The sequence below is a fragment of the Fictibacillus enclensis genome (assembly GCF_030123385.1).
Classification (GTDB): domain Bacteria; phylum Bacillota; class Bacilli; order Bacillales; family Fictibacillaceae; genus Fictibacillus_C; species Fictibacillus_C enclensis.
This window is the reverse complement of record NZ_CP126109.1, coordinates 1,546,338-1,569,547: the sequence shown is the minus strand read 5'-3', so window position 1 is coordinate 1,569,547 and position 23,210 is coordinate 1,546,338. Positions and strand designations below refer to the sequence as shown.

Genomic DNA, 23,210 nt, shown 5'->3' with positions numbered 1-23,210 from the left:
ACCCGTTTGCTCTATGGATTTTTTTACCTGATCAGGAAAGGCCGGGCTTCGGCCTCTCCTAGGTGTCATTTTTGTAGTAAATAAGGTGATCCGTCCATTTGCCATTATCCAGTGTAAATCCCTTCCTCACACACTCATAATTCATTCCGACAGCTGTTGCCAATTGGATGGAGGGAACATTGTCCGGATGAATATGTGCTTCAATCCGGTGGAATCCGAGCTGCGAGAACGCCAAATTCAGCACACCCTTTACCGCTTCCTGCCCATAACCATTCCCCCAGTATGGATTTAGAATAGTATAACCAATTCTGCCCCACTGAAATCCGTCCCGTAACAATGTGGATATATCCAACACACCAATGTGGCTGCCATCGCTTTTTTTGAATACACCCAAAATATAGGCATTATCATGTTCCATTGCAAGTTGGTGTATTTTCACCATCTGATCGAACCATGAATGAGTAAAATCAGACATATCCATATTACCTTCATCGAATGGGTTGCGGGCTTTACCACAGCTTTCATACGAAGCACACCAATTGGAATAATCATGAACAAAATAGGGCCGGATAAGGAGGCGGTCAGTTGTCTTTTCGAGGATTAAAGGTCGTACCACTAAGAAGTCCCTCCTGCACGTACTAGAATCCTCTCATTTTACACCACCACAGGGTTCCTTGTAAAAAAGACCAGGGTCCTTTCCTTTTTTAATTTTTTCCATTAGGATATATAAGTTAATACCTAAAAGAGAGAAGGAAGAACATGATTCGTTTGTATGGAGCTCTGATCGGTTTAAGCCTGATCTGGGGACTCTCCTTTGTCTTTATGAAATGGCTGCTGGAACCAGCTGGCATATGGGGAGTCGTTTTTATTCGCACCTTGGCTGGTGCCATTATTCTTTTACCCTTAGTATTAAGAAAAACAACCGATTCTACTAAAAAACTTCCGATTAAATGGCTATTGATCACAGGATTTTTCAACTGCGGCCTGGCATGGGGGCTGATCTCCCTGAGTGAGACCGTTATACAGTCCAATACCGCCTCCATCTTAAATGCCACCACTCCCATTTGGACCGGATTGATTGGTTTTTTCCTTTTTTCCTACCGATTGAACAAACAGCAGTGGATGGGTATCCTTATTGGCTTTTTTGGCATATTGGTTCTTATGGATTTTCAAATCGGCCATCTGTTCGGCACCCAATTTGTCGGAATCGGCACCATGGTCCTTGCTGCCATTTGCTACGGTTTATCCGGGCAGCTCACAAAGCGGTATTTGTCTGGTGTAGGCGTGGTCACGATTACATTTTTCACGCTGCTTACAGGAGCGGCTACCGGCCTTGTCGGTGTCTTGCTGACAGAACCGGTTCATATTGGACAACTGCTTGAGCCTAAACCTATACTCGCGGTTCTGGGTCTCGGTTGTCTCGGTTCCGGACTCGGACAGCTCATTTATTTTTATTTGAATAAAAACGGCAGTCCGGAGTTCGCCGCCACGGTGACGTACTTGATTCCGGCAAGTGCCATGATCTGGGGCTATGTTCTCCTCAAGGAGCCTGTCACACCAAACCTGATCGTAGGATTGCTTATCATTTTTGCAGGAGTATACCTGTCTTCGAAAAAAAAGAGAAATAAAGAAACAATCACCACCATACAGAAAAAAGAGGCATCCCGCTAACTCCGGATGCCTCCTTTTCATTTTAGACAAACAATTCCATATGATCTTCATTATAGAAAACGCCATCTACCTGCAAGGCTCTTGTTTCCGTTCCATAAGCAGTAAATCCTAATCGCTCATACAGTTTTTTTGCCTTGTCATTGCTTGATACAACGGTAAGGTTCAGCTTCTCAACGCCTTCCATTTCATTTGCTTTGGAGATCGCAGCATGCATTAAGGCTTTACCAGTCCCCTGCCCCCGGCTGCGCGAAGTCACATACATGGCAAAGATATTCGCTTTGTGGCTCATCTTTTTGTAACTCTCCTGAACCAGTGTAACCATGCCAATCATGACATCATCTGAGAATGCTCCAAAGGTATAACTTCCTTCCGCCTTAAAATTTTCCTTAACCTGCTCAATCGCATTCTTCCTTTTCACAGCATCTTCATAGCTGGAGGCAAAGGCCTCCGGTGAAAACATGAGCGCCTCGAGCCTTAATTTCCAATATTCTTCTGCATCTGACGCAGTAAGTAAGCGGATTTTCATCATTTCTCCTCCTTTTAAAAATTAACATTTACGTATACTGGGTCATTGTCGGAAGCACCATTGTCCAAACAAGATACTCCAGAAAAGAACACTTAAGTTCCTGACTTTCTTCCTATACCTGCTGGTTCTCTCTACCCTGCTATTGATGCCGAAAACAGGGTCAACTTCCATCTGACCCAATTTTTAACATAATCCCTTAATCTAATTCTCCAATATGTGTAACAAACTCCCTCTACAATTAAATGGCAAGCAATTAACCAAGGAGGGATCGTTATGAAACTTAAAGCGTTATTGTTCAGTATTCTTGCCGCATGTGGCATCCTGTCGGGAATTGATCAACTGCCGGTAGAAAAAGAAACACAGTCCGTACACGCAGCTGCCGCTTATGACCAGACCTTATACTTCCCATTATCACGGTATCCGGAAACTGGGGATCACATTCGTGATGCCATTGCTGCGGGCCATCCCGCTGTTTGTACCATTGATCGCGATGGAGCAGACCAGCGAAGAGAAGAATCACTAGCCGGCTATCCAACAAAAACCGGATACGACCGGGATGAATGGCCAATGGCCATGTGTGAAGAAGGCGGATACGGAGCAGACATCCGCTACATCTCTCCTTCTGATAACCGCGGAGCAGGAGCCTGGGTAGGCAATCAAGTGGAAAACTATCCTGACGGCACAAAGGTTTTGTTTATTGTTCAATAAGGTAATAAAACAATAATCCTGGATGACGTTAAGGAGGCACACATGCTAATGGTGAATGAACTAACCGTTTCGTATTCCCAATTAATTGTATACAACAAAGGAACTGAAAAACCTTTCTTAGACTGGACAGATGCCGATATTCAGCACGGCTATATTGAAAAAGATGGCGTGATCTCATTTGAAGCTATCGCGGATTACAAATGTGAAATCAATGTTTTCTCCCCTTCCCGCTATGAAAAACCATCTGGCTCAACGCGCACCTTCTCCCTCCCTTTTTCGGCAGATGAAGAAGGAATCATGGTCTCAAGTGTTGGCGCGAACCCTCTGGAGTTTTCTGTCCCTAAAGGAGCTTATACACTCTACGTGGATGCCACCCCCCTGGAAACTCCAAAAGCGAATGGTTTATTTAAGGTAAAATATGATCTGCAGTTTATACCAACCAAGAGCTAAAAAGAATCCCCCTGTTGGTTTCCGAATAAGATGAGTAGATAAATAATTAAATGTGGAGGAGGAGAAAGTGGATGATTTGGATCATTGTGTTTTCTCCAGTAGCCATTCTCCTATTCTTCACCTTGATCCTGGAGCGGAAAGGAAAAAAGAATATTAATATGAATCATAATCATCAACACATCACTGACGAGGGAAATGCGATTCGGGAAGGGGCGTTGCATCAAGCCAAAAACAACAACAATAACAATTTAGGCATATAAACGGCCCACTACAGTTTAACTAGCGGGCCGTTTATCTTTCTATTTCGTTTTCTCCCAATCCGGTTTCAGCAGGGAATAGACCCGCTGATCACAAAATTGACCATGAAACGATGCATATCCGCGAAGAATACCGTCCTGCCTGAACCCTGCCTTATCAAGGAGATTCATGGATGGCAACGCATCAACATTCGTAAAAGCTTCCAATCGATAAAGATTCATTTTACAGAAGCCGAACTCTATCATTTTATTTATTGTCTCTGTCATATACCCCTGCCGCCAGTACTTCCGGCCAAGATCATAGGCGATCTCTCCCCTTGAACCCCGGACCGTTTCCCAGCCGTTGTAGCCGCATGAACCGATGAGCATATCATCTTCCTTGCGAATGATTCCCCAACGGAAGGCGTTGTTGTTATCAAACAAATCGTTCATGAAGGTAATCATTTCTTCTGCCTCACTCATATTTTTGAGAGGCTCTTCTCCCATATCTTTTACCACCAACGGATCGGAATAAATACTTAGAACTGCTGGCGCATCTTCCACTGTCATCTTTCGCATGTATAGCCGCCTGGTTTCTATTTCGGGAAATTTTTTAAATTTCATTCCTATGTTCCTCTTTAACTAGTTTATGTTCTCTACTTCATTTAATAATTCATCTGGCCACTTCCAGTCACTGATTTTCACTGCATCTGTGACATGGTACAGTTTGCTTGCTCCGACAATGGCGGATGTTACTGCCGGCTGATTCAGCACCCAGGACAGTGCAAATTGAGACAAGCTGACCTCATTCTTTCCCGCCAGTTCACGGTATTTGCTCACAAGCTCGAAATTCCGTTCCGTGAAATAGTTTTGGATGAGCCGTTCTCCCTTGGCTGCACGGCTTTCCAGCGGGGTATCATCTTTGCTTTTGTATTTGCCTGAAAGCATTCCTCTGGCCAAGGGACTGTATACCATGACCCCTACTCCTTCAGACTCGCAAAACGGGAGCATCTCCTGCTCAATTTCCCTTGACAGCAAGTTATACTGCGGCTGCACGGAAACATATTTTTCGAGATTCATTTTTTCACTGATTGCGTGTGCTTTCATGATCTGCCATGCCGCATAGTTGGAGCAGCCGATGTAGCGTACTTTTCCGCTCCGGACAACATCATCAAGCGCTCGCAATGTTTCTTCAAGCGGCGTATTCGGATCGAACAAATGAACCTGATATAAATCGATATAATCAGTCTGCAATCGTTGAAGGGATCTGTCAATTTCCTTCAGGATGTGTGACCTTGAGAGACCTGATTCATTTTTGCCATGACCCATGCGTATGCCAACCTTTGTTGCCAATACGACCTCTTCTCTTTTTCCCTTCAGTGCCCGGCCGATGATTTCTTCTGATTCGCCCGTCCCATAGGGTACTTCCGTGTCCTGCCCCTTGCCGTAATAGTTGGCGGTATCGATAAAATTAATCCCTTCTTCTATCGCCTGATAGAGGATGTTACGAGACGCTTCCTCGTCAATCCAGCGTCCAAAAGCCATAGTACCCAAACAAATGGACGACACATCCAGCCCTGTCTTACCCAGTTTTTTATATTGCATGCTATCACCTCTTACTTCTGTTCTACCATAATTGTTCAGAATGTTTAAATTATTTGTCTGGATAAATGGATTTGGCATCTGAAGGGAGTCTCCGAACGTGCTCTAAATGAGCCGTCACCCTGGCATCCTTTTCCTCGTTATAGGAAAAGCCAAGATCGTCTGCCAACCCGCGGGCAAGCTTCCGGAACAGGCTCCCCATTTCAAAGAGAGCATCCCACATGTGTTCATAGTCCCCATCCGGATAGGTCTTCACAAATTGATTCCATACCTCTTTTTCCAGGTAGTTATTAAAGTACTTGCCTGACTTTCCTGAATCCACAGAGAAATTGTCCTTTTGGCCAATGTGCCAGCGAAGCATAAGAATCAGCATAGCACGTACCGGACCTTCAAACATCGCTTTAGCGTACGGCAGCTCGTTTCGCCACAACCCTTTCGCGATATACGTGCTTACCCACCAGAATTCGTTGCAGCAATCGCTAAATTCCTTTTCCAGTGGAGGAAGGGTAACATAATCTTTATTGCTTGGAGGCGGCAATTCATCAAGCAAACCATCCTTATCGAGCATAACCTTGCTTAAACTTTCATGCTGCATGCTATGTAAGTTGTCCACCGGAAAAAAGGTGATGTCCAGCCGCTCACCATTTTCAAATTGAAGCAGAAACGTGAACTTTCCTGTCTTTTCCTCTGAGCTGCTTATTCCCATATCATCGGGTGTCTGCATGATCATAATTTCGCCAAACTGCTTGATCCATTGCCGGTTTTCGCGATATAAAGCTACGTCCGTCGTTAGACAGACCACGTCATAATCCTGGAAAATATCCGGTTCCACCTTTTCATCCACCCGGGAGCCGTTCAGGATCATTGCCCTGATCTCTTCTTCTTTTTTTGCAAAGGATTGTAGTTTCTCCAGCATTATTCGAGCTCCTTATTTACTTTTCTTTTTTGAATTTCTTTTATATCAATCACTTTAGACCGCTTTTTTTTACGATTTTCTGATTTGGGAAATATCGTGATGCTCACTGCCAGACTGAAAAGGACGAGAACCCCCCATAACCCTTTTTTGATCCAGGGTGTATCGATCCATACTGTAAGCAATCCAATGCCAATAGTAGAAACGAACAACCAAATCCAAACTTTATATAACTGATCGTGCTTCATCGTGCACACCCCTTATCTCACAGTCTGCATTTGTAAAAAACGCCCGGACAAAGATCCAGGCGTTCCATTTTTCTATAGTTCTCCCTTGATATCCTGCTGGATGATGCGTTTTTTCATAATTGGAAGCAAGGTAACCACTCCCACAAACAGAAGAATCGCACCCAGTTGGTAGATCAGGACAATGGACAAATGCGTTTTCATCCAGCCGGCGGCTGACATGGTAATGACCATCGCTCCCATAAACAGCGGGTTCAGTATTCCGTTCACACGCCCGATAAAGGCTTCTTCCGTATTCTGCAGAATCATGGTGTTGATTCCAATGTGGATGCACGGCATGAACAACCCGGAAAAGAACTGGGCGAACAGCGTAAGCCAAAAGAACGTGGACAACCCCATCCCTATAAAACCAATCGCACTTGCAGCCAATCCGATGGCCAGCAATACCTGCGGCAGCATTTTTTTGGAAAGGGCCATGGTGATTCCCCCACCGAGAATCATTCCGATGCCAAAAGCAGCCATCAGCCACTGAAGCTCCTCCTTTGGAAGACCAAGACGTTCAGTGATGATAAAGACACCGAGCGGCTGTGTAAGGCCGATCGCTAAGCCAGCTGCCGCGAAACATCCGCCAAGCAGTGTCAGCGGCCGGCTTTTCAGCACATAACGAAACCCGTCTTTCATCTCTTCCACCAATGTTGTTTTTTCCGTGCTTTCTTTTTCTGTACGGTCGGCGGGAAGCATCAGGAGAATGGCAGCGGATAACAAGAATGCGACGCCCATCACCCCTATGGCTGTCATGATGCCAAAATGCTGGTAGACGAACGTTCCCACGATGGGACCAAGAATCATAAACAACGCAAAAATGGTCTGATACATCGACATACCCATTTGGACCAGCTCAGAAGGCACGTGAATCTTAAACAGCTTCATCCCGGATGGCTGGGAAAACTGCGAAAGGATGGAAGAAACAAGTGTTGCAAAGAAAATGACCTTCCAGCTGCCGAACAGCAGCGTCAATAAAACCATGAAAACAGAGATGGCGCTTAACAGGTCACACCATACCATCGTCCGTTTCGGCTTCCACCGGTCAGCAAATGTTCCTCCGATAAAAGAAAAGAGAAAGATCGGGGCAAACTCGGCCACGGATATTAAAGAAACGGCTACTGGGTTTTCATTGGTCTTTTCAATGACATATAGCAATATGGAATAGTTCCTTACCCAGATTCCAATCTGAAGAAAGAACACCGACAGAAGAATAGTGCGTACAACCCTATTTTGAAACAGGGCACCCATGCCCGCTTTTTCTTGGACTGTATTTGCGTTCATAAAAAAACCTCCTGATCCGTTTTTCTGGACAGGAGGCTCTTATGCCGCAAAAAAGGCAGAGAACACACGGGTTCATCGTATGTTTCCTTTTGGGCAAACCATAAAAGGCCAAACTGAATCCTATCCAGAAAAAAATTAACGTAATGACTGATACGAATTTTTTAAAGAATAAGATTAGTTGTTCATCGCCCTTTATTCACCCTTCCGAATTGAATTACTTACATAGTATCCAATTATAGTCAAAATTTCAATAATCATTCATAAAAACAGGAGAAATTCCCCAAAATAAATATATATACACACTAAAGGAGGTATAATCATGAAATCATTCACACGTTAGTTCCTTTGCTTGCTGCTCTGTTAATCCTCTCACCCATCCAAGCCGAGGCCAAAGCACCTGAACGCATCCAGCAGGAATGTCTTAGTCCGAAACACGTCAAGCTGCAGGGGGATTTGCGGAAGCTATGGATTGACCATACCATCTGGACAAGAAGCTATATCGTCAGTGCCCTTGCCGGACTGAAAGATCAGGACCTGGTGCTGAAACGTCTCCTGCAAAACCAGAAAGATCTTGGAAATGCAATTAAGCCCTATTATGGTGAAAAGGCAGGCAACAAGCTGGCCTCTCTTCTGACGGACCATATCCTCATTGCAGGAAAACTGGTGGATGCCGTCAAAACAGGGAATCAAGCCAACGCAAAAAAGTACAACGCAGAATGGTACAAAAACGCGGATGACATTGCACGCTTCTTAAGTTCAGCCAATCCAAACTGGACAGAAAGCGGGTTGAAGGATCTGTTATACACCCACCTTAAAATTTTAACCGATCAGGTGATCACCAGACAGCAGCAGAACTGGGAGGCCGATATTAAAGCTTACGACTTGGGAGAAGATCATATTATCAAAATGGCCGACACCTTTACCGAAGGAATCGTCAAGCAATTCCCCAATCAATTTTAAATCAGAAAAGGAAGGTACTCCTTGTACCTTCCCAGCTTGTGGAGAAAGCTCTGTTTTTTCTCCACAAGCTTTTTTATTTGTTTAGAATTACTGCCCTGTTGTGTGATTTCTCTGAAGAAAAAGATCCTCACACACCTAGCCAAGCTTGGCTAGGTGTGTGGCGATCTTTTTCATATTCTGACAGGCTGCTGTGAGAAGCACCTGCTCACTCGCATTCTGTAATCCCCTCAACCTGCAATAGCGAAGCCCATGCAGCTCTTTCGAATCTGCGAAGCTTCGCTCCACCTTTTCTTTTCTAAATTTATAAAGCATCTTTCCAGAAGCCGACAGTCTGTTGTCGCGTACTTTTTCTTTATGTTCTTCCCAGACATGGCGCGTTACGACTTTTTGTTTGTTTTTTGAACGCGTGCACTCATTTAATAGTGGGCATTCTGCGCATAGCTTGGGATCCGATTTATACTCCTGATATCCTTCCCTTGTGGTTGTGCAGTAGACGAGTTCCTGGCCATTGGGACAAACATATACTTCCCGTTCTTTATCGTATGTAAATTTCCATTTCGGCATCAGCCCTTTTGTTGGGTGGTATCTGCGGTGGGCGATCACCCCGAAAATCGTCCGGTCATAAAGTCCCTTACAAATCGGAGTGGTGAGATAGCCTGAATCTAAAGCCACAGCTTCTACCCCTAATTGAAATCGTTCGATTTGGCGGTCTAAACGAGAAAGGTAAGGCACAGAATCATGCACGTTCCCAGGGGTGACATAGGCATCGGTGATAATATTGAATTTCATATCGGTCGTTCTATGATCTAAATAACAGAACATTTCTTGTTTATGGTCTCGCGACATAAAACCACAATCGGGATCAGTCGTACTTTTGCGAATTTGCTTCTTTTCTTTCACCTCCTCTTTCTCTTTTAAGGGCTTTTTTCCGTGCTTTTCTCTGTCCTCCTCGACCGCCTGATTTAATTCTTCAATGTATCCTCTTGTTTCTGCTTCCACTTCTTCTCTTGTGAATTTATGTTTATTGGCATTCGCTTTAAGGTGGGTAGAATCGGAAAATAAGACTCTTCCTCCCACCATTTTATGATTCATGGCTTGAAGGACGATCTCATCAAAGATCTCTTGAAAGACGTGGGTATCTTTGAAACGAGTCCGCCGGTTCCAACTGATCGTGGAATGATCTGGAACAGGGTCATTCAGTTTTAAGCCAAGAAACCAGCGATAAGCGATATTGGTTTTGACTTCTCGTTCAAGTTGTCGTTCTGAGCGAATGCCGTAGAAATAGCCGATGAACATCATCTTGAAAAGCAGAATAGGGTCCGAAGGACGTCCTGTAGATTCTGAATAATAAGGACGAACTTTCTCACCGATAAAAGAAAAATCGATATAGCGATCAATCTTCCTCAAGAGGTGGTCTTCAGGAACCAAATCTTCGATAAAAACAAACTCTGCTTCATTCTGAGTATCCTTTTTAGGCTTATACATACAAACACCGTCCGATCCTTATTTGTTAGTTATATTATAACAAATTAACGCGGTGAATAAATAAAGTTGATGGATAAAAAAATAGACTGTCGAGAGTTTCTCGACAGCCTGGGAAGGTACTCCTTGTACCTTCCTTTTCCCATTAAAGCCGGCAGAGGGATTCTCCTTCTGACAATGTGACCCCAACTTTTTTATGTGAAGATGATTCCTTTTTAATCAGTTTGATCAGCTGTTCAGCCCCTGCTGCTCCCCATTCACGTTTGGAATAATCAATTGTGGTAAGGCGCGGATGGGTATACTGCGCAACTTCAATGTTATCAAAGCCCATAATATGAACATGCTCTCCAACGTTGCAGGTGGTGCCGGATAAGGCATTGTACATGCCGATGGCCATCTCGTCATTAAGGCAAAATGCCGCAACTGGTCCGGAATACTCGTCCATAATTTTTCTACCCGCTTGTTCTCCTGAAGCTTTGTTAAAGTCCCCCTGAATCACCGTACACTCCATCCCGTTCTTTTCAGCCGTCAGCAAAGCCTGCTGAAGACGCTGGCTGGAATCAAAGGAACCATTCGGACCTGTCACGATATAAAGCTTCCTATGGCCAAGTTCCGCCGCATGATCAACCGCCAGCTTTGCTCCTGTCTTATTATCCAACAGCACCTGGGTGATATTTTCATGCTGCAGCTCGCGGTCAAGGACAACAAGTTTATGTCCACGGTCTGCGTAACTGAGCAATTCCTTGTTAGAAAAATGGGCATCGAGAATAATAGCCCCGTCGATCATACCTTCAGGGAGAAACCGGTGGGATTCCTTTCCGCTGCAAACAATCAATTCATAGCCATGATGAGCAAGCTGATCTAGCATGCCTTGCTGAAGTTCACCATAAAAAGCACCGCTGTAATTGGTTAAATATACCCCTGCAATCTTGGTTTCCCGTTTCTTCAGTGTCCGTGCCGCTGCATTGGGGATATAATTCAATTCTTTTGCAATGGCTAAAATTTTCGCTGTAGTTTCTTGTGTTACTTTCTGGCTTCCATTTAACGCATACGAAACCGTGGAAATGGAAACGCCAGCTTGTTTCGCAATATCTTTAATACTGACCACCCGGGCACACTCCAATCTGTCGTGAAAACGTTATCTCTATTATACAATGTTCTCACAGCTATGGTCATTTTTGTCATTGAAGGGCACTGATGCCCCTTATTTTCTGATCTCAATAATATTGATTTCTTTGGCTGAATCGCAAGCCGCATTGAATTCGTCAAGACTGATTCTAAAACCACCTGTACGGTAACGGTTGGAAAGGACTTCTGCCCTCGCTTCCTTTCCGTTAATCCTAATACCGCTCTTTTGTCTTCCGCTTAAATCATAACGGAAGGAGACAGGAAGACCATTGACATGATAGTCAAAGACCAAACCATCCAGCTTGTCAGGCAACACCGGATCAATAATAAGCGCGCGATCTTCCAGCCTGATGCCGAGGCAATTGGAAATAAGCTGGTTCATAAAAATTCCCGGGCCGCTTGAATAGATTCTCCATCCGCCTTTGACGGGAACGGAGCCATCTTTCAATTCATTAAACCGTTCCTGAGCCTCATAACGTGTATTAAATTTACCGTCCGAGCTGCTGAAATAGGCATTGCTTTGCCGTCTTTCTGCATTTGGGACGACTTGCTGAATCGTAATCGGGTTGATCGTTGCCAGACCATCCCATGTATGCTCCGATTTGCCAAGCTTCGCCATGGCTTCCACAAAGCGAATGTGGGCATGCACATACTGTAACCCTATTTCTCTGCCGAAGTTCGCGGCCTGCTCGGCCCGTTTAAACCGGGTACTCACACCGCCTGCATAGTGGGCAGGACGATTCATCAGCCTCACTCCATCCGGGCAGAGCATGTTGCCTTCAATCAACTCATAATGATGGGCAGCCTGCTCGGGACTCAGCAATTCGCTGATCATGCTGCGCGTCATTGGTAGAAGACGATATTGAATACCTGTCTTTTCATCCGTCGGATGCAGCATCCATTCCACTTTTCCCGGTTCTTCCATGTACAGGAATCCAGGGATGGTGCCAGCAGAAAGGATATGCGTATTAAAGTCCTGTTTAATTCCTTCAGCCATGCTTTCCAGGAAGGCAGCCTCTTCCTCATTGACAGAACGAAGCTGGGAAGAGAATTGCGAAAGAACCTGGTAGGTAAGAGAAACCGTCCAACTGCTCACCATGTATTGTTTCAACTGTGCATTGGCAGGTTGCAGTGTATCATCCCAGTCGCCATCTCCGTACGAAGACAGGAACGTTCCATGCAGAAAATGATCCTTGATATAGGCCAATTGCTTTTTCACATGATCATAAAGCGGAACCGCCGTCTCTGTAAAATCACCGTTCTCTGTTGTATACGGGACCAAATCTTCAAGCAGTCCAAAATCGTTGGTGGCCTTTAAATAATCACTGAGGGCTTTCAGCGGCCAGACAATAATATCGCCATGGCTTTCGTGTTGCTGAATATGTGAATAGCGGTCGAACATAAACCATTGAGGCCAGTTGCCTGTGCTTTCATACTGATGTGAATAAACCGTTTGAATAATTTCCCGAACCGCTTCATGGTTATGTGTCGCCAGGAAATATTCAGCAGGTCCCTGGCAGACATCCCGAGTTCCCCACGCCGCTCCGCCATACTGTTCCAAACCGTGCGGTACAGAATAATGGACGAGCATATTGTGCGTGTACCACCAGGAGATGGAGTTGACCTTTTGGATCTCTTCGCTGTCATTCCCTGGTAGACTCAAGTGAAAGCCATTGGTAATGGATTTATAAAATTCCCGGAAAGCTTGAATCTCTTCATCTATATCTCGTTTTTCAAACACCGGTTCTCCGCCATGAAGCTGTCCCTGAACAGATAGCTTCCAGTTCGCTGCCTTCTGAAGCTCCAGTACGACCAGGGAACTGCATCCGGGCTCAAACTCATCTCCAAACACCTGTTCATCTCTCACTGAAAAATCAGTCCCCGTGACCTGCAGATCATATCTCAGGCCAGGATAAACGTTTGCGCTGTCAGCTTCGCTTCCCGCCCTAAACGTAAGAACATTCCCGTTTATTTCCATACTGTAATCCACTTCATATTCATTATTGTTCATGGAAATTTGGTTGGTAACAAGATATCGGTAAGCCTCTCCACTCAATGACTGCACTTCCAAGTTGATTTCCGGGGAAGAAACAGTTGTATAGTTCGTAATCTTCAGCGTATCATTGTCTGTTTTGTAATACCAGCGCACATAGTTGAACCCAATTTCGAAAAGGGACGGCATTGTGAGCAGCTGGAATTCTCCATTTCGTTCCACATAAATCCGCTGACCGGATGTTTTCATCACATTCAATGGATTTCTTGTATTTGTCATCATTTTATTGAAAGACGTGTTGCCTTTTACAATATGTGAATTAAATACTCCATAGATATAAGAAGTGGAGGTGATCACTTCTTCTGTAATCCCCACGTTGTTTCCTGAAACAAGAATATGGCCGTGCGGGCGTTCTACCATCATCTCTTTTTCTTTAAGCACGACATGTTCATGCGTTTTCGTAAAGAAAGAAAGCAGCTGGTCCCCCTCGTATTCTTCCATCTGCCGCTCAGGATAGAGTTCGTCTATATCGGCAGCACTCATCGGCAAGGTTTGCAGCGGCAGGCCAAACGCTGTTGACGGTTCAGAAACACCAGCCACATCGAAGCTTGGTAAGGAAAGCGATTGAACATTCCTCCAGGCGTCTTCGATTTCTTCCATGTACTCCAGCTGTGTTACCGCGTTTTCGTGATTCTCTTTAAAAAGCCCGTAAAAAACAAAACGTTCTTTTCCTGAGAGTGGCACTCGTTCCGATTGGAGCGCTGTGTACCCAAATTCATATTGATAGTTTTCATTTGCCAGCCCTTCTCTTTTTAACGCCTCAGGCTCATTGGTCTCCTTATAGGATAGGCCGAAGAATTGAAAGCCGTCTGTGGAATAGCCGGATGTTTTTGTTAATGAACCTTGCTGCACATAAGGAAATCCTGATGAACTGGGCTGGTTTTGCCGGGAGCATACAACAAACCCTTTTTCCTCGTCCTCATATACACTGTGATCCACATATTGAGAAACATACGCTTCGTTTGTCCGGACAGCACCTTTATCGGCAAGACCAATATCCTGTGCATAGATCACGTCAATCTCAGCCGCTTCGCCTTCTGCTTCAACTTCCCAAAACCAAATGCCTTTGTCTGTCAGAGAAAATGTAACGGTGTAGGCTATACCGTCTGCTGTTCCCTCCCAGATCACCTGAGAGTCCGAATGCTTTACCCTGCTCTTTGACAGGCTGCCAAGCAGAGGAAAAGCGCTTATCCCTTCCGTTTTGTGAATCCGTAAATAAAGGTTGTTCAATCCTCCGTCAATGGGGTTTGACTGCCATTGGTTAATCAGAATCCCCTGGTTGGCTGCTTCGAACAAGTCACCGCTGTTTAAAAAGGTAAAAGTAGTGTTTCCTGCCTGGATCTTAAAAGTAGACTTTCTTTTGGTGGTCATGACGACTTCCCCTCAAATCTTCTAAAGTTATTTGACTAGCTTAAAAGGCTGTTCTCTCAGTTCGGCACTGTTCGGGCCGACATAAACGATAAACTCACCGGGATCGCTCGTAAACTGCAAATCAGAATGATGATATCGAAGCTGTTCTTCTTTCAGTGTAAAGGTAACTTCCTTCGTTTCATGGGGTTTAAATGTGAGCTTTGCGAAATCTTTCAGTTCTTTCAGTGGCCGAACCACCTCACCTGAAAGGTCTCTCACGTAAAGCTGCACAGTTTCCTCACCTTCACGCTCACTTGTATTGTGTATCCGCACCGTAACATTGATGGTCTCTCCAACTTTAAACTTAGTGCCCGACAGGACAGGTTCATCATATGTAAAAGAAGAGTAACTGAGCCCGTATCCAAATGGATAGAGCGCTTCATTTGGTATATCGAGGTATTGTGAAACATAGCGTTCCTGGGCATCCGGTGCTCCCTGTGGCCGGCCGGTATTAAAACAGTTGTAATACACTGGCACCTGTCCGACAGAGTGCGGGAATGACATGGTCAGCTTTCCTGACGGGTTTTCAATTCCGTACAACAGATCAGTTATGGCATGGCCGCCCTCCGTTCCAGGGAACCAGGCTTCGAGGATCGCATCGGCTTGCTGAGATACTTCCGTCAAATCCAGCGGACGTCCATTAAACAGGACGGCTACGGTCGGCTTATCTAGTTTGCTGATCGCTGAAAGGAGTTTCCTTTGAATCTCCGGCAGTCTGATATCACTTCTGCTTCCAGCCTCTCCGCTCATCTCGGAACTTTCCCCGAGGGCGAGGATCACAATATCAGCTTCCGCCGCCACCGCAAGAGCTTCCTCCAGTTCTTCTTCAGTACCTGTTGCAACATCACACCCTTTGGCTACAGATAAGGAGCCTGCTCTCTTTACCATTCCTTCATAAAGCTGTACCGCTTTTTCTCTTGATCCTTTCCATGCCCACGGACCAAGAATATCTCCGTGTTTTGCAAACGGACCGATCAAAGCGACTTTTTTGTCCGCATGCAGTGGAAGAATATTGTCGTTCTTTAATAAGACGCACGACTTGGCAGCAAGCCGTCTTGCCGCATCACGGTGTTCCTCACTCATGATTAATTCTTGTTCCCGTTTTTCATCGGCTCCCCGATGCGGATGCTCAAAAAGGCCGAGCTTCTTTTTTAGCGTTAAGATTCGAAGTACAGCTTCATCGATATAATCTTCTGAAACACTTCCGCTTTCCACCAGTTCCTTCAGATGATGTACATAGCACGTTGTCATCATTTCAATGTCGACACCAGCCTTCAATGCTTTCTCTGCAGCTTCCTTCTCACCGGACGCAACACCATGAGGGATCAATTCTTTAACCGCTCCCCAGTCGGAGATGAGAATTCCTTCAAATCCCCATTCATCTCGTAAAATATCCCGCATCAGTTTTTTATTCCCCGATGCCGGAATTCCGTCCACTGTATTAAACGCCGTCATGACCATTTCACAGCCTTCATCCAATGCCGCCTTATAAGCTGGAAAATACGTTTCACGAAGCTGGCGTTCGGACATGTCCACCGTATTATAGTCACGCCCTCCTTCAGCTGCTCCATAAGCGGCGAAATGTTTTACACACGCTGCAACACGGTCAGTGTCTTCCGAGAGATTTCTTCCTTGAAAGCCTCTTACAAAGGCCCTTGCAAATTCACTGTTTAAGAAAGGGTCTTCACCCGTTGATTCCATCACTCTGCCCCATCTTGGGTCGCGGACAAGGTCAACCATCGGTGCAAACGTTACATGGACACCTGAAACTGAGGCCTCTTTTGCGGCGATTTCAGCACTTTTTTCCGCCAGTTCCATGTCCCATGAACAACCGATTCCAAGTGGAACAGGGAAGATCGTCTTAAACCCGTGTACAATGTCTGCCATGATCAGGAGTGGTATTCCGAGACGGTTGTGCTTCAGATAAGCTTCCTGGATGTTCCTGACCTCTTTTGCGCCAGATGCCCCAAGAACTGACCCGCTGTTTCTAACAATTTCTTCTGTAATCCCCATTTCTGCCATAGGGCCTGTAATTTCTCCCTGTTCTTCTGCTCCTTCAAAAAAAGGAGTAGCCAGCTGCATAAGCTGTGCGATCTTTTCCTCTAATGTCATTTGTTCCAGAATTGAATGCAACAAGTGATCTGCCATCCTTGTTCCTCCCTGACCTCTATATATTGAAATTCTATGATAGAAACGTTTCGATACTCATTCCTAGTGGATTATAGCGGTTGTTGAGAATCAGCGTCAATAACCCAATTGAAACGTTTCACCATATGGAATCGCTCAATCCCTTGCCCCATAAGGCATAGCCCAAACTAAATAATTTGAATTTTTATTTTCTTTAAATCGAAAAATAAAATTTGTTGTTGTAAACGATTACATATTGGATTATAATAGCTCTGTCGAAACGTTTCAATAATTTGGCTCAAAAAAGTGAATATATTTTTTTACCATTTATAGAAACGTTTCACTCTTTTGTTAACTTTTTCAAAAAGGTATTTATGAGCTTTATGTAAAAAAACAACCATATAGGGGGAACAAAAATATGAAAAACTGGTTACCGAAACTAAACAAAAAGCTGATTGTTGGTTCATTGACCGGCACCCTGTTACTGACCGGAGCACTTACAGGCTGTTCGTCCGGTTCATCCAGCAGCGGCAAAACCGTCATTAATGTATGGGGAATGGGTGAAGAAGCCAAGTCCTTGCCGAAGATTGCCGAAGCATTTGAAAAGGAAAATCCCAAGATCGATGTAAAGGTTCAGGCGATTCCTTGGGAAACCGCCCATGATAAGCTTTTGACAGCAGTTGCAGCGAAAAAAGGACCGGATGTTGTGCAAATGGGAACCACATGGATTCCAGAGTTTGGTTCAGCCAATGCACTGTTGGACTTAAAACCGTATGTGAAAAAGTATCCTGAGCTTGACCCGGCAAACTTCTATGATGGTTCTGTGGAAACAACAAAATACAAAGATGAAACAGTTGGCGTTCCCTGGTACATAGATACACGTGTTCTATTTTACCGTACTGACCTGTTAAAGAAGGCCGGTTTTAATGAGGCTCCAAAGACGTGGGAAGAACTTAGTGCAGCTGCGAAAAAACTTGCGGAACGTGGAGATAATAAGTATGGCATCAGCCTCGATACGAAGGAACAAAGCTTAGGCTTCATGTTTGCCCGCCAAAACGGAGCTGAATTATTGGACAGTCAGGGTAAGCCGCATTTTAATGATCCGAAATTTGTAGAAGCAGTGGACTATTTAAACAGTTTCTTTAAAAACGGTTCGGCACCAAAAGATTCTGGTCTTGATATCGTGCAAGGCTTCCGGGGCGATGGAATATTGCCAATGTTCATCAGCGGACCGTGGATGGTAAAGCTGATTAATGACCAGGCGCCTGATCTTAAAGGAAAATGGGCCACTGCCGTTCTCCCTAAAAAAGAAAATAACCTGTCATCACTCGGAGGATCCAACCTGTCTGTCTTCAAGTATACGAAGCAAAAGGATGCATCACTGAAATTCCTTTCCTTCATGAGCAAACCAGAAACCCAGCTTAAGTGGATGAAGATGACGAATTCCCTGCCTGCTGCGAAAAAAGCCTGGGAAGACAAGTCATTGATGGAAGATAAATTCTATACCACATTTGGTGAACAGATGAGGGATTCAAAGCCAATGCCTGTTATCAAGCAATGGGAGCCAATCGCTCAGGCTTACTTGAGCTCTTTTGAAAAAATCTATCGAGGCAAAACAACCGCCAAAAAGGAAATGGACGCCTTTAACAAAAAGTCAGAAGAAATACTAAATAAATAAACTCTCAAACAAGATAACTAGCAGAAGCTTCTGCTAGTTATCCCTTTACTATCATAGAAACCTTGTAAAGAAAGGAGCTCATAATGAAAGCTCTGAATACAAAAACACCATATTTTTTCATTGCACCGGCCCTGCTTCTTTTAGGTTTGTTTTCTCTATTCCCCATTGTGGTGGCTCTTGTCATCAGTTTTACCGATATCAGCCTTGAAAGCCTTGGGGACTGGTCAAGCATTCGCTTTGTCGGCCTTGAAAATTACCTCGAGGTTTTTAAAGATCCTATTTTCATGAAATCCCTGTTTAATACCCTGTTTTACGTCATTATTGGCGTCCCTTTGGTCATCATTTGTTCATTGGCTATCGCGCTTTTGATTAATTTCGGTAAGGCGCGGATCTTCAGAGCCTTTCGTGTCATCTTTTATATGCCTTCCATTACAAACGTCGTGGCTGTGGCCGTGGTCTGGAGCTATCTTTACAATCCACAGCTTGGATTGTTTAATTACGTGCTGAATTTTCTTCACCTGCCTTCCGTTCCATGGCTGACCGATCCAACCATGTCCAAGGTTTCATTAATCGCACTCGCCGTTTGGAGAGGCATCGGAGTGAACATGATTATCTTTTTGGCCGCTCTGCAAGGCATCCCGAAAACCTATTATGAAGCCGCACAGCTGGATGGGGCAACCAACTGGAAACAGCTGACGAAAATTACGATTCCGCTCCTGCGCTATGCCATCTTTTTCGTTTCCATCACGACGATGATCGGTTGGCTTCAATTCTTCGAGGAACCCCTTGTTATGACCAAGGGCGGTCCGTTAGACAGCACCACATCCGTCGCTTTATTCATCTATCGAAACGGCTTTCAGCTCAGCAATTTCGGATATGCTGCAGCAGGATCGTTCGTCCTGTTTATCGCCATTATCGTCATAACGTTGCTTCAGTTCCGATTGCAGAAAAAAGAGGTGGACTATTAATATGGAAACCATGAAGCTAAATTCTGTAAAGGCAAGCCCGCAAAGGAAATCATCAGCAAAAGCACGCAGAGCAAATAAGGTACAGCAATGGGTTACCGGAATTATTCTCGCCCTCGGTGGATTTCTTATTTCGATCCCTTTTATCTGGATGATCCTTTCTGCATTTAAACCAGAAATGGAAGTCATGCAGATTCCTCCAACCTTCCTGCCAAAGGAATTTACGCTAGAGAACTTTGTTAACCTGTTCGAAAACATGAATTTTACCATTTACCTGCGCAACACCATTATCGTGGTGCTTTGTTCCTTCGTCGGCTTGTTTTTAAATGCCATGGCCGGTTACGCCTTTGCCAAATATAAATTTAAAGGCAGAGAAAAATTATTTTATCTTGTTTTGGCCACGATGATGATCCCTGGACAGGTGACCATGATTCCTGTTTATTTGATCTTAAACCAGCTTCACCTGACCAACACTATGGCAGGGATTGTACTTCCCGGTTTGGTTGGAGCGTTCAGCATCTTCTTGTTCCGCCAGTTCATGTCGACCATCCCTGATGAGCTTCTCGAAGCAGCGAGGCTTGATGGAGCAAGTGAATTCAGGCTGTTTCTTCAAATCATTCTTCCGATTTCCAAACCGATTTTGGCGGTTCAGGGCATTCTTACCTTCATTGCTGGCTGGAACAGCTTTTTATGGCCATTGATCATTGCCAACGACGAAAACCTGTATACCCTGTCTGTCGGGCTCTCCTTGCTCAAAGGACAGTATGGCGGAAACTTCGCCCTTCAGATGGCAGGTTCAACGTTTATGGTCGTTCCTATCGTTATCATTTTCATGCTGTTCCAAAAGCACATTATCGAGGGCTACACCATCTCGGGAATGAAATAATATTAAAAAAGCGCAAACCTTACGTGGTTTGCGCTTTAATCGTTATTACTTTATGGAAAAGACTTCTCTTTTGAGCAGATCAACTGGTTTCCTGGCGATCGGGTCGCTATGAAAATAATTACGGATCACATCGTGTTTGACATGGTTGGCAATGGAAACCATGATCATCCCCTGATCAAGCGCCAAATACGCTTTAGCGACTTCCCCGCTCTTCACGTTTAATGAATCAAAGAAGCCATGCTTGCCATATGCCCTCATTTTCCGAAGTTCATGTATATTTTTCTCTACTGCATCAGGAGCATAATCCAGTGCTAAAAAGGACGCGTGCGCCGTCACTGTGCCATCATCCTTATATCCTGATGTTCCAAGCGGTGTTGCCGCAAACTCACTATAGCCATCCGGAGTGGCCGATGGCGAAAACCCCCAAACCGGGTATCCTTTTTCTTTGGCAAATGCAAGTTGAAGCTGTACATGCCGTGCATTGTTCAAGCCAAGTGCGTTTTTGCTGTATTTCTTTTCATTTAGTACCAGTCCGGGCATCAGGCCTTCAAACATACTGCCGCCCCAGCTTGGTACATATTTTATTCCCTTGTATTCGTAATGGCCCTCATATACAGGAACCCCATCATATTGGACAGTCGGCCCTTCAGGAATTTGTGATTGCCAGTCCCATTCCTTAGGAAGTGTGCGGTACATTTTCCACCAATGGTCACTCGGCACATCTCCCTTGCCAATAGCGATATAGCTTCCCAGCCGCGGTTCTGTGTAAAACATTCCGTAGTGGTGATCCGTTAACTTTCCGGTCACTACGTCATATCCTCCCCTGAACTGTCCGACCTCAGGATCATAGAGAGTCGAATAATTCATTTTTTTCACAAGCCTGCTTGTTTGAGGATAAAGCTCTTTATAAGCCTGTCCGGTAGTAATAAGCCCGGCGGTCAGCCAACTGTTATCCACTTGTGAAATAAATTGGCCCCAATCGGTTTTCAAGGTTCCATCCGTGTTGTACCAATTATAGAACAGGCCATTCCATTTTTTCAGCCGGTCAAGGGTGTGGAGTGTGGTCTTTAGGCGCAGAACCGCTTCATTCCTTGAAATCATGTGCATTTTTTCTGCCGAAATGGTACTGAGCATGTACATGGAAATATTGGTTGGCGATGTATGCTTTGCTTCTTCCACTTTTCCATCATTTAATCGGACAATGTCGCTCGTCAGTCCCGTTGTAGAATCGGTATACTCTTCAAAGAAGCTGTAGGTATCCTTTGCAACCGCTTTCAATTCTTTCAGAAAAGAAGACTTACTTTGTTCCGAGGCATGAACATCACCAACAGGCAGAGCACAAAACAGAGCAAATATTACGGCAAGAGCAGTGAAGGCAATTTTTTTCATGGGATCTCCTTTGCAAATTTGATTTCATCGAAACGTTTCACCACAATTTTAACAAAAGATACCCTTACCGTACATCCGGCTTCTGTTCCATTTTTCGATCTTAGATTTTTTCCCGATAACAAAAAAGAATCCGGCTCACGCCGGATTCTTCTGATTCGTCATTTATGAAGAAAGTCGATCAACTTTCTGAATAAGCTCCGTCAGTTCTTGATGAAAAGCAAGCATTTTTTTCATTTTCTCTTCCAGCATGGAGGCTTGCTCTGTCAGGCCTGCAGCCATTTCAGCCAGATCCTGTTCTTTATCCTCCTGTTCTGAAGCCTTCTGATAATGAAATTTATGAGAAGTGACCCGCTCCTTTAAGGATAAAAACTGCTGAAGTTCCTGAAGGGAAAAACCGAGGATTTCTTTTGCATCCATCACCCGTTTGATATGTTTCACATCATCTTCGGTATACAGCCGTATTTTCCCATGGCTTCGCTCAGGTGTCCGAAACAGGCCAATCTCTTCATAATAACGGATGGTTCGTTTTGTAAGACCTGTCAACTGAGCCACTTCATCAATTTTCAACCTTCTCATTTGCCTCTCCCCTATCTCTGTCATTATCCTTTAAGATTTGGGTCAGATCCGTACAAATCATGGCTGCCCCTACAATGTTCCCTTTTGAATCAAACAAAGGCTTGCCGAATATATCATACGTATGAAGCCCGTCTGATAACGAATAGGGAATGGTCTTTCTCAAAGGAGCCTTTGTTTGGATCACCTGTCGTTTTAATTCCATAAACTCCATGGAGCCGGGATGGTAACCCAATTCATCGTCACGTTTTCCAATTGCCGAAAATGGCGCAAAATCAGGCGGCGGATTAAAAATCCACGTATACCGTAAATCCAGATCGCACTGAGCCACTGTTACCGGTGAATCTTCCAATGTGATATTAAAGGGCTCACTAAAGTGTTCGGAATAAAAATTTGCAGGATTAAAGCCCAGTACCTTGGAAATTTTAAGCGCAACCTCGGGGCTCGGGTGTCGTTTCATCGTTTCGATCTGAGCATAATACCCTCTGTCAATAAAAGCCGCTGCGGCCACCTGTGCCTGTGTCATGTTCTTTTCTTTCCGCAAATTCACTAACCATTTTCTCATTTGCTCACCATCTAATCTAGTATTAATTCCATCTTACGCAAAACCTCTACACACTTGACGTGGCTTTTAGCCACTATTAGATATTTTTTACTAGAAAATTAGTTAATAATATGTAATATCTAAATCTACCCTTAATAAAGGTTTCATAGTAAAGGTTTCCGCTTATTTTTCTTATCTTTATATTTCTTCAACGTATGTATAAAACCCTTAAAAATTGATGTGGCGTTTAGCCACAGTAGGTATTTTTTCCTTAAACAACGGTTTTACAACAGATTTGTTAAAAATTTTAAAAAAAGAACCTGTAGAGGTTCTTCAAA

The 23,210-nt window shown here is 44.4% G+C and carries 22 protein-coding genes; 8 read left to right on the top strand and 14 right to left on the bottom strand.

Annotated elements, in window-relative coordinates; all coding sequences use genetic code 11:
• Positions 1–58: 58 nt before the first annotated feature.
• Positions 59–616 carry a GNAT family N-acetyltransferase gene (locus tag QNH15_RS08425; RefSeq protein ID WP_283894021.1) on the bottom strand — a complete coding sequence of 186 codons (558 nt, stop codon included), beginning with the start codon at positions 614–616 and terminating at the stop codon, positions 59–61.
• 143 nt (positions 617–759) lie between these two features.
• Between QNH15_RS08425 and QNH15_RS08420 the strand changes: the two genes are divergently transcribed.
• Positions 760–1,671, top strand: a complete 912-nt coding sequence (locus tag QNH15_RS08420) for a DMT family transporter (protein ID WP_283894019.1) — start codon at positions 760–762, stop codon at positions 1,669–1,671.
• Positions 1,672–1,693: 22 nt separating this feature from the next.
• Here QNH15_RS08420 and QNH15_RS08415 read toward each other — a convergent pair whose 3' ends face one another.
• The gene (locus QNH15_RS08415; protein WP_347343375.1) at positions 1,694–2,200 is read right to left on the bottom strand and encodes a GNAT family N-acetyltransferase; all 507 of its coding nucleotides are present in this window, start codon (positions 2,198–2,200) and stop codon (positions 1,694–1,696) included.
• Positions 2,201–2,470: 270 nt separating this feature from the next.
• Between QNH15_RS08415 and QNH15_RS08410 the strand changes: the two genes are divergently transcribed.
• The 3 genes from QNH15_RS08410 to QNH15_RS08400 all read left to right on the top strand — a co-directional run bounded on the left by QNH15_RS08410 (position 2,471) and on the right by QNH15_RS08400 (position 3,615).
• A complete protein-coding gene (locus QNH15_RS08410; protein ID WP_283894017.1) occupies positions 2,471–2,905 on the top strand; it encodes a NucA/NucB deoxyribonuclease domain-containing protein in 435 nt (144 codons plus the stop codon).
• A gap of 42 nt (positions 2,906–2,947) precedes the next feature.
• Positions 2,948–3,355: a competence protein ComJ gene (gene comJ, locus QNH15_RS08405; protein ID WP_283894016.1), complete on the top strand. Its 408-nt coding sequence runs from the start codon at positions 2,948–2,950 to the stop codon at positions 3,353–3,355.
• A 71-nt stretch (positions 3,356–3,426) separates the two neighbouring features.
• A complete protein-coding gene (locus QNH15_RS08400) occupies positions 3,427–3,615 on the top strand; it encodes a hypothetical protein (RefSeq protein ID WP_283894015.1) in 189 nt (62 codons plus the stop codon).
• A 39-nt stretch (positions 3,616–3,654) separates the two neighbouring features.
• Here QNH15_RS08400 and QNH15_RS08395 read toward each other — a convergent pair whose 3' ends face one another.
• The 5 genes from QNH15_RS08395 to QNH15_RS08375 all read right to left on the bottom strand — a co-directional run bounded on the left by QNH15_RS08395 (position 3,655) and on the right by QNH15_RS08375 (position 7,677).
• Positions 3,655–4,170, bottom strand: coding sequence for a GNAT family N-acetyltransferase (locus QNH15_RS08395; RefSeq protein ID WP_283894014.1), 516 nt, complete (start codon positions 4,168–4,170; stop codon positions 3,655–3,657).
• 63 nt (positions 4,171–4,233) lie between these two features.
• Complete coding sequence (locus tag QNH15_RS08390; RefSeq protein WP_283894013.1) at positions 4,234–5,196, bottom strand: aldo/keto reductase; 963 nt, start codon at positions 5,194–5,196, stop codon at positions 4,234–4,236.
• A 49-nt stretch (positions 5,197–5,245) separates the two neighbouring features.
• Positions 5,246–6,109 (bottom strand): aminoglycoside 6-adenylyltransferase, encoded by an 864-nt coding sequence (locus QNH15_RS08385; RefSeq protein ID WP_283894011.1) that lies wholly within the window; start codon positions 6,107–6,109, stop codon positions 5,246–5,248.
• Positions 6,109–6,354, bottom strand: a complete 246-nt coding sequence (locus tag QNH15_RS08380; RefSeq protein ID WP_283894009.1) for a hypothetical protein — start codon at positions 6,352–6,354, stop codon at positions 6,109–6,111. The genes QNH15_RS08385 and QNH15_RS08380 overlap by 1 nt, the downstream gene beginning before the upstream one ends.
• A gap of 72 nt (positions 6,355–6,426) precedes the next feature.
• Positions 6,427–7,677 (bottom strand): MFS transporter, encoded by a 1,251-nt coding sequence (locus tag QNH15_RS08375; protein WP_283894007.1) that lies wholly within the window; start codon positions 7,675–7,677, stop codon positions 6,427–6,429.
• A gap of 453 nt (positions 7,678–8,130) precedes the next feature.
• Here QNH15_RS08375 and QNH15_RS08370 point away from each other — a divergent pair, with 453 nt between their 5' ends.
• Positions 8,131–8,637: a glycosyltransferase gene (locus QNH15_RS08370; RefSeq protein ID WP_430667134.1), complete on the top strand. Its 507-nt coding sequence runs from the start codon at positions 8,131–8,133 to the stop codon at positions 8,635–8,637.
• A gap of 135 nt (positions 8,638–8,772) precedes the next feature.
• On the opposite strand, the gene QNH15_RS08365 is transcribed toward QNH15_RS08370, so the two are convergent.
• The 4 genes from QNH15_RS08365 to QNH15_RS08350 form a co-directional block, all read right to left on the bottom strand.
• Positions 8,773–10,122, bottom strand: a complete 1,350-nt coding sequence (locus tag QNH15_RS08365; protein ID WP_283889030.1) for an IS1182 family transposase — start codon at positions 10,120–10,122, stop codon at positions 8,773–8,775.
• 142 nt (positions 10,123–10,264) lie between these two features.
• A complete protein-coding gene (locus QNH15_RS08360; protein ID WP_283894005.1) occupies positions 10,265–11,227 on the bottom strand; it encodes a LacI family DNA-binding transcriptional regulator in 963 nt (320 codons plus the stop codon).
• Positions 11,228–11,323: 96 nt separating this feature from the next.
• Complete coding sequence (locus tag QNH15_RS08355; RefSeq protein WP_283894004.1) at positions 11,324–14,671, bottom strand: GH36-type glycosyl hydrolase domain-containing protein; 3,348 nt, start codon at positions 14,669–14,671, stop codon at positions 11,324–11,326.
• A 27-nt stretch (positions 14,672–14,698) separates the two neighbouring features.
• Complete coding sequence (locus QNH15_RS08350; RefSeq protein ID WP_283894002.1) at positions 14,699–16,858, bottom strand: glycoside hydrolase family 3 N-terminal domain-containing protein; 2,160 nt, start codon at positions 16,856–16,858, stop codon at positions 14,699–14,701.
• 397 nt (positions 16,859–17,255) lie between these two features.
• Here QNH15_RS08350 and QNH15_RS08345 point away from each other — a divergent pair, with 397 nt between their 5' ends.
• From QNH15_RS08345 to QNH15_RS08335, 3 genes are all read left to right on the top strand, one after another.
• The gene (locus QNH15_RS08345) at positions 17,256–18,515 is read left to right on the top strand and encodes a sugar ABC transporter substrate-binding protein (RefSeq protein WP_283894000.1); all 1,260 of its coding nucleotides are present in this window, start codon (positions 17,256–17,258) and stop codon (positions 18,513–18,515) included.
• An 83-nt stretch (positions 18,516–18,598) separates the two neighbouring features.
• Entirely contained in the window at positions 18,599–19,483 is an 885-nt protein-coding gene (locus QNH15_RS08340) for a carbohydrate ABC transporter permease (protein ID WP_425590340.1), read from the top strand.
• 10 nt (positions 19,484–19,493) lie between these two features.
• Positions 19,494–20,366 carry a carbohydrate ABC transporter permease gene (locus QNH15_RS08335; protein WP_425590024.1) on the top strand — a complete coding sequence of 291 codons (873 nt, stop codon included), beginning with the start codon at positions 19,494–19,496 and terminating at the stop codon, positions 20,364–20,366.
• Between the two features lie 45 nt (positions 20,367–20,411).
• On the opposite strand, the gene QNH15_RS08330 is transcribed toward QNH15_RS08335, so the two are convergent.
• From QNH15_RS08330 to QNH15_RS08320, 3 genes are all read right to left on the bottom strand, one after another.
• Positions 20,412–21,755, bottom strand: a complete 1,344-nt coding sequence (locus QNH15_RS08330) for a glucoamylase family protein (RefSeq protein WP_283893998.1) — start codon at positions 21,753–21,755, stop codon at positions 20,412–20,414.
• Positions 21,756–21,917: 162 nt separating this feature from the next.
• Positions 21,918–22,331: a MerR family transcriptional regulator gene (locus QNH15_RS08325; protein ID WP_283893997.1), complete on the bottom strand. Its 414-nt coding sequence runs from the start codon at positions 22,329–22,331 to the stop codon at positions 21,918–21,920.
• Positions 22,312–22,893, bottom strand: coding sequence for a helix-turn-helix domain-containing protein (locus tag QNH15_RS08320; RefSeq protein ID WP_061968417.1), 582 nt, complete (start codon positions 22,891–22,893; stop codon positions 22,312–22,314). The genes QNH15_RS08325 and QNH15_RS08320 overlap by 20 nt, the downstream gene beginning before the upstream one ends.
• Between the last annotated feature and the right edge of the window lie 317 nt (positions 22,894–23,210).